The sequence below is a fragment of the Methanobrevibacter sp. genome, from assembly GCF_030539875.1.
Taxonomy (GTDB): domain Archaea; phylum Methanobacteriota; class Methanobacteria; order Methanobacteriales; family Methanobacteriaceae; genus Methanocatella.
The window spans coordinates 1-7,358 of sequence record NZ_JAUNXI010000030.1 but is presented as its reverse complement, the minus strand read 5'-3'; the positions used below and the strand labels follow the sequence as shown (position 1 = coordinate 7,358).

3 protein-coding genes and 1 pseudogene are annotated in these 7,358 nt (G+C 32.8%); all 4 read right to left on the bottom strand.

Features of this window, described 5'->3' with window-relative positions; genetic code table 11:
* A pseudogene (locus Q4Q16_RS09070) lies at positions 1-140 on the bottom strand (very short patch repair endonuclease); the annotation flags it as partial.
* Positions 141-190: 50 nt separating this feature from the next.
* Positions 191-604, bottom strand: coding sequence for a hypothetical protein (locus tag Q4Q16_RS09065; protein WP_303347408.1), 414 nt, complete (start codon positions 602-604; stop codon positions 191-193).
* An 80-nt stretch (positions 605-684) separates the two neighbouring features.
* Complete coding sequence (locus Q4Q16_RS09060; RefSeq protein WP_303347407.1) at positions 685-3,024, bottom strand: hypothetical protein; 2,340 nt, start codon at positions 3,022-3,024, stop codon at positions 685-687.
* A gap of 278 nt (positions 3,025-3,302) precedes the next feature.
* On the bottom strand, positions 3,303-5,804 hold the full coding sequence (locus tag Q4Q16_RS09055) for a hypothetical protein (protein WP_303347406.1): 2,502 nt from the start codon (positions 5,802-5,804) through the stop codon (positions 3,303-3,305).
* Positions 5,805-7,358: the final 1,554 nt, after the last annotated feature.

Here is a 7,358-nt window from a genome sequence, read left to right as displayed (position 1 = left end):
GGATATCTCTTGTCGTTTTTTCTAAAGCGCAGGCCTCTGGAGTGGAGATACTTTCTAACTAGAATCTCCGGCTTGGTGTCCTTGCCCCTTATTTTTGACATCACTTCGCTTCTCTTCTCTTTGCTGAACACATCAGCCATTAAATCACCTTTTTTTAAGTAATTTTTTGCAAAATGCTATTTATATTGTTTTATTCAAAAACCGGCATCAATGAGTCATTACCAGTTCCATTTTGGAACTTTCTGCCTACTGTATTGTTGACTGCAAAAAGATCGTAGGCCGCTAGAACTTTCAAGACCTTTTTATCTAAATTCAGCTCCTTTGCAATTTTGATAAGTTCAGAGTTTTCAGTTATTAAAAAATTTGCATCTTTAACATAAATGGAGTACAGCAATGAATTTTCTAGATTGCTGCTGTTGAACCTGTTCACAACTCTGCAGAATCCTTCATCTTCCTTGAAGTTCACAGTCACATCAGGTCTTGTGACTATTTCAAAGCCCATGGTTTCAAATCTCCTTGTCAACTGCTCCAGGGATCTTTTAATTAATTTATCCTTGGCAGATATTCCTTCCAATTCTGGGCCGTATAGTATTTTTCCAGTCATTTTACCATCTGGTATACATATAATTATTGATTTTTTTGGTATTCAAAGAAAATTTCTCAATTTTTAAAAAATAATTTAACTTAAAGTCTGACATTTTTAGAAACTTTGCATCCGAAATAAATTGCTTTGCAAAGCACTTTGCTATTTTTTGGCTTTTTCATGCTTATTTTTGCAATTCCCCTGCTGTTGGTCTTTACAGTATAAGTCTTCTTGCCTGCCTTGAATCTGACTTTAATGCCTTTGATATTGACAATTGTCTTTAAAGTCATCTTCTTTTTTGATTTTGTTACTTTCAAATTAGGCTTATAAAGTTTCTTGGTGAGTGTTGAGCCAAGATGGGAGAATTTTATGCTTTTTTTGGATTTTTTAATCTTCAATGATTTCTTAAATGTTCCAACGCCTTTTGAATTTGTTTTTATCTTATATTTTTTGCCCATGAATTTGACATAAACTGTGGTTTTCATTGGCTTGCTGAGCTTGATTTTGACCTTGATTGATTTGGAACTCATCTTGTATGAAATGATTTTGATTTTTGACTTTTTAATTTCAATCTCCGCATAGTCTCCTGAGATATATTCGCCGTTTCTGTAGTAGTCAATGGAGATTTCATAATCTCCGGCTTTAAGGTTCTTAAGAGAATACCTTGCTTTTCCGTTTTTGACATTGACCTTGTGCTCTTTTCCATTAATAGTGAAGACCACATATCCTCCTGAAGACTCTGGCATGTCATAGATAACATACTTGTTCTCTCCTGCTGTAAATGAGTATGATATGGTCATTCTTCCTGCTGCAAAGATAAGATCCTCATATTCTGCGACTTCATAATCATCACCTGAATATCCAACATTCATGCTATGGAATCCAGGAGCTAGTGTATCGACCTTGATTTTTGCAAATCCATTCTTCAAAGTCACATTTCCAAATAGCTTGCCATCCATATGAACTATAAGATTTCCGCAAGCATCATTAGGAAGATTCAAATAAACGAATGAAGAGTCCTTGTACTCAATGTAATCTGGAGCGATTATATTATAATTGACTGTAAAATTGATTATTTCATCCTTTGCTTCAAACCTATCATCTCCAGCATATGATATGTGCATGGAATAATTGCCGGCTTGAAGTTTTGATATGTTTATTTCTATGAAATTGTTTCCTGCATAGGCGGGACGTTTGAAAGCGTATTTTGTTCCATTGATTTTGATAGTCAGCAGCTTGTTGTTCATGGTGTCAGGGAGGATTATCTCGATTAAGTTGTTCTCTCCGTATGTGAAGTACTCTGATGAGAGAAGATCGAAGTCATAGACAATGCTTATGTTCTGTGTCTTTTCCCTTTTGATTTTTCCGTTTTCATAGACTACTTTGACCTTCTGGCTGTCCTTTTTCAAATATTGCTCAAGGCAGAGGACGAAATATTTATCTTCTACTTTGGATGTGTCAATCAGCCTTCCGTCAAGGTATGTCTTCACAGTGCCGCCGCCATAAATGGTCTCGACGCTGATGCAGTCGTCGTGAGTGATGTTTAATACCTGCGGAATTTGGATTCTAACATCGACCGCACTGAAATTGGCTATTGCATTCAAATCATTGTAATAACTGTCATTGTAGAAAAGCACTTTCCAGCTGTGATTTCCAAGGGTAAGATTCAGTTTATCAAAGTATATTATCGGCTGGGCCTTTGTCTTGTTTAAAAGAACATCATCGAGCCATATCTCTACTATTCCGTTTGCTGAGCGTGGAAATACAAAGACCTGACGGTTATTGCTTGTGAGAACCTCGTCTTGAAAATGCAGGTAGCTGTAGTCTGGCGGAAGCCTCATGACTTGTAGTGTTTTGTTTATATTCAAGTCTTCTCCATTTAGTAATGCATTAACTGTGTATGTTCTGCTGTCGATGCCAGGCCATATAGTGGCGATTAACTCGTCTTTTATCTTTGGAAGCAGGACTGGAACCTTGAAATGAGTGTCTGTGATTGTTTCATTGTAAATGATTTCATCATCAATCAGGATGCAGAATTCTCCACTTACATCATCTCCAAGATCCACACTGATTTCGCCCAGATCCTTTTCATACATCTGCTTGTCGAAGCTGATATTTATATCGTCGCGGTTATTGGAACCTTTGATGATATCTTCTGTTTTACTATTTAATGCAACATCATTTGAGGCACCTATCATGTCATTTGCAGAATTAGACATGTATTTTTCATTATTTAAATCATTTAACATGCCTTTTTCGTAGTCTAAACCATTTGGCATGTCTTTTTTATTATCTAAATCATTTAACATATCTGATTCATTAAATGATTGCTGCACAATGATTCCAGCATCATCGCTTGAAGAGGTATCCTCAGTTGCATTAACTGCATTCATCAGAAGAAATGCCAATAAAACAAAAACAAAAGCCTTCTTAAAATTCATATTATATAATATGTTTTCAATGTTTAAAAATATTATAGTAAAATAAGTTAACAATTTCTTATAAGAAAGACGGATTTGAAACTAAAAAAGAAAAATAAGAGTATATTAAGTAAAAAATTATAAAAATCATTGGAATTGAGTTTCTTAATTAAAAAATAATATAAGTGCTAAAAATTGGGTTTTTTAATTAGAAAATGATATGCTCTCATTATTGAGTATCCTATTAAAAAAATAAAAAAAGAAGTTATGCGGATAAGCACATAACTTAAATTTAATCTCTAATGGTTGCGTCTTGGAACAAAGACCAATGCAGCAATCATTAAAACTAAAGCAAACAATGGGTTACCAGTAGCTGTTTTTGAAACAAGCACCTTCTGAGTTGTGCTTTTATCAGGCACATCTTCATCAGGAACATCGTCCTCATCTGGAACATCATCATCAGGAGTGTCCTCTTCTGGAATATCTATTTCAGGAATCTCTGTTTCATTTGTAGTGTTGTCTTCTTCGTCAGTCACATTTGTGGTATTGGTGGCATTTGCCATTGTGTAATTGCCAAATCCAGCAGTAACATTGTTTACAAGTTCTCCAAGCTTGTTTGTTTTGAAGGTTATGATGAAACTTGCTGATTTTCCTGCCTCCAAATCACCAATCAATGTCCAGATATGTGTTGTCTCATTGTATGTCCATTTTCCGGTTTCATTGATATATGATTGGTAGATCAGGCCTTCATCAAAGTCGCTGTCGTTTACAAAGACTTCTTTGAGGCTTGTATTTCCATTGTTGGTTACAGTTATTCTGAATTGAACTTGATCTCCTATTTTAACGGTCTTGTTCAATGTTTCCTTGGAAACTGTCTCGTTTACATCTTCAGTTGTTTGTCTGTAGTAAATGTAGTTCTGATAACATTCCGCATTCAGGAAGAAATTAATGCTGTATTTCACAAGAGTTCCATTAGGAAGCATGTACTGCTTGTCAGGCACTCTGAATCCTGAATTGTAGAGTTCCATGACTTTTTTAATAGCTTCATCCTGAGGATTGTTCAAGTCTTCTTCAGTAAGCGCCAAGATTAGTCCAGTTAACTCGTCATGACCATATATGCTACTAATCGGATATTCCAGGAAGTTCTCATCCACATTGCACAGGTAGTAGAGAATTTTCAAGTGTTCGTAAACTTCTATCTTGTTTACATAGTTTACAAGATAGTGCCTGTCGCTAGTGTAAAAGGTGTCAACATAAGATATGAAATGAGATGAATCAGCAGCATATCTTAAGAATTCCCTCTCCATACAGAATATGTTATTGTCATCTATATAACCCCAGAGTTCATAAGTAATGAAATCATAAACATATTGCGGATCATATTCACGAACTGCTGGAAGTTCTGTTCCCTCGTGTGGGAAACCTGCAGTGGCTGTGATGACAGCACCGGTTTCAGCTTCGTTTCCCTTGAACTGGGAGTCTTTTACTGTTAAGTTTATTGCAAAGATTGCAGCAGAGTTTTTTGCAGTATTGTTTTCGAATATATAATTGTCTACATCTAGAACTGAAGAACTTATTGCTCCTGCATAATCGTATACCTTGTTTGCTGTGAAGTTTGAATTTTTCACGCTGGTGTTTACAGCAATGATTGCTCCTCCAGCATAGTCTCCACCATTGTTATTGGTGAATGAAGAATTATCAATGCTTAAATCTGCTCCCATGCCATCATTTGTAATTCTGATTGCTCCACCAGCAATTTTAGCTGTATTGTTTTCAAATTTTGAATTGGTTACGACTATGTTTATAATGCTCATTCCATCAAAGTAATCGCCTATTGCACCAGCGAATTCAGCACTGTTGTTTATGAATCTTGAATTATTCACTTTCACGGTAGGACAGGAAATAGCTCCTCCTAATCCCTCTTCCTTTCCAGCTCTATTGTCAATAAAGTCACAATTGTCAATTGTCACTCCATATGCAAAAATTGCTCCTCCGACTCCGTGGTCATTTTCCAAGTAATTGTGCTTGAATTTGGAATCGGAAATAGTGACACTGCCTTTATTGACAGAAATTGCTCCGCCATAGCTTGAAGCGCTGTTGTTTTCGAAGGTACAATTGTTAATATTGACATTGCCCCTTTCTTTATTGATGTTTATTGCTCCACCTTTTAATATGGATTCATTATCTTTAATCGCATGATTGTCGATGAAGGTTACATTGTTAAGTGTGACAGCACCTTTTCCACCTATATACATCGCACCTCCTGAATAACCTCCTGCATTGGTTCCATTGTAAAGTCCGTTTTTTATGATTGCATCATTCAGAGTAAATGCGCCGGAAGTATCGACAAGGAATATTTTTGCAAGGTTGCTTCCGTCAAAGGTGTGGCCTTTTGCATTGATGGTCAAGCGTTTTGCAATTAAAATATATGGATATTCTGAATCAGTTTCAGGATTGTATTTAACATCTTTGGTAAGATTGTACTCATTGACTGTAATCAATGCAGTCTGAAATTCCTTGTATGACATTGTGTCCCCGTCACTCAAGACTTCAGTTTGAGCACTGGAGAGAGTGTTTTCTTCATCCAATGCATCTCCAGCATTAACATCCTGAACTTCATTCAAATAATCATCATTATTTGCCTCATTCAGTACAGAATCCTGGCTTACAGCCGCGGATTCTGAATCGATGCCTGCAAGGGCATCGTCCATTGAAGCATCCTCGCTAGCGGAGACTGCTCCAATGGATATTATCAGTATAAGAAATACCAATAAAGCATTCATAAGTCTATTTACTTTCATTTTATACCTCTTTCGAGATCAGCAAATAAACCAAATCAATGAAAATCAAAGTTTTTGATTAATTGAAACTTTGCAAATTTACTTTATTTTGCAAGTTGAAACTTAATTATTGAAGTTTTCTATTAATTAAAACTTTTCTTAATTAAAATATCATAAGCCTCATTTAACAAATATAATCAATTTCAATTTTAATCGACTTGGAATATTCTAGATCAATCAATTAAAAAAATTATATTTTTAAATTTGGTTTAATGAAATCTTAATTGATTAAATCCCTGAATAAATGAAATTAAAACTTAATAAATTTAGCTTTTAATTCGCATTACTAAATTTAAAATTCAATACATGCTTTTAACACCATTTAAAGTATCAAACATGTCAGGATATTATTGAATATTCAATAATGCTCTTAAAAAGTTCTCATCAAAATGATGTTAAAAGCATTATCTATTAATACAATTTCCTTATTTCAGTTTATAACAGGTTCAAATTTATGAATACTAAGAAAATGCATTATGTTTTTTTGGAATTATTTATTTTCAAATAGCTCCAAAATGCATTTATTGTTTAATAAGTGAATTAATTTAATGTAAATAATTCATTTACACCAATAGTGAAAAGCTTTTCCATAAAGATTTAATTTTCATGGAATGCTTTTATAACATGTCAATTCACAAGTATTTAATCCTTATACAAATTTTTTTCTTCAGAATTATTTAAAATCACTTCAGATGATTCTTTCATACTCGATAACTCAAGTAACTACAATTTTTTTTAAAAAAATCACTCATGCATAAACCAAATATTGATTGGACAATAAAGATTTTTATTGAATATGACATTTTTTAAAAAATGGAATTATCATTGAAATATGAGGTGAAATCTTCACCTGAATTATCTAAATCACTTCAAAAAGATTTAATTGTAAACAAGCTAAATAATTTCGAATAATATTTTTTATAAATATCATTACTTAAAAAAATTAAATTTACACTTATTTTCAATAATATTGATGCATTATTGCTTTGGCAATAAAACACGTATCCATTTAAAATTTATTCAAAATTTTAAATCCTTTTAAGTTGATTTAAATCATTTATGATTTCTAATCCAAAATTTTTGCATATTAATTAAAAAAACATCTCTTAATACATGTTTTAAAAAATTAATAAGCGTAATATTTTATGTATTTTAATATATATAAATGTTATGAACATATACATTTTATAGAGTTAGCTTAAACAATTATAGGTCTAACAACGATATTTTTAAAAAAATTTCAGTAAAAAAGTATATTTTATGAAAAAAATAGGAAAAATGGTGTTTTAATATTTAAATTTATCAAAAAAGTGAATGGTTTTTAATTATTATTCTATCTAAATGAATAAATTTTCTAATTTAATATGAGATTATGATATTTTATGGGAAATATTAATTCTTAATTTTGGATGGTGGGTATGCTTGCTGTTTTAGAAGTTTTTTCTCTATTTTGGGATTTGTTTTTTCTTTATTTTGTGTGTGGTTGTTAGGTGTTTTTTTTCTTTATTTTGTGTT

Bases quoted from the DNA above. Each gene is read 5' to 3' on its own strand.
- Q4Q16_RS09060 (WP_303347407.1), bottom strand. From the start codon at position 3,024: ATGAATTTTAAGAAGGCTTTTGTTTTTGTTTTATTGGCATTTCTTCTG.
- Q4Q16_RS09055 (WP_303347406.1), bottom strand. From the start codon at position 5,804: ATGAAAGTAAATAGACTTATGAATGCTTTATTGGTATTTCTTATACTG.
- Q4Q16_RS09065 (WP_303347408.1), bottom strand. From the start codon at position 604: ATGACTGGAAAAATACTATACGGCCCAGAATTGGAAGGAATATCTGCC.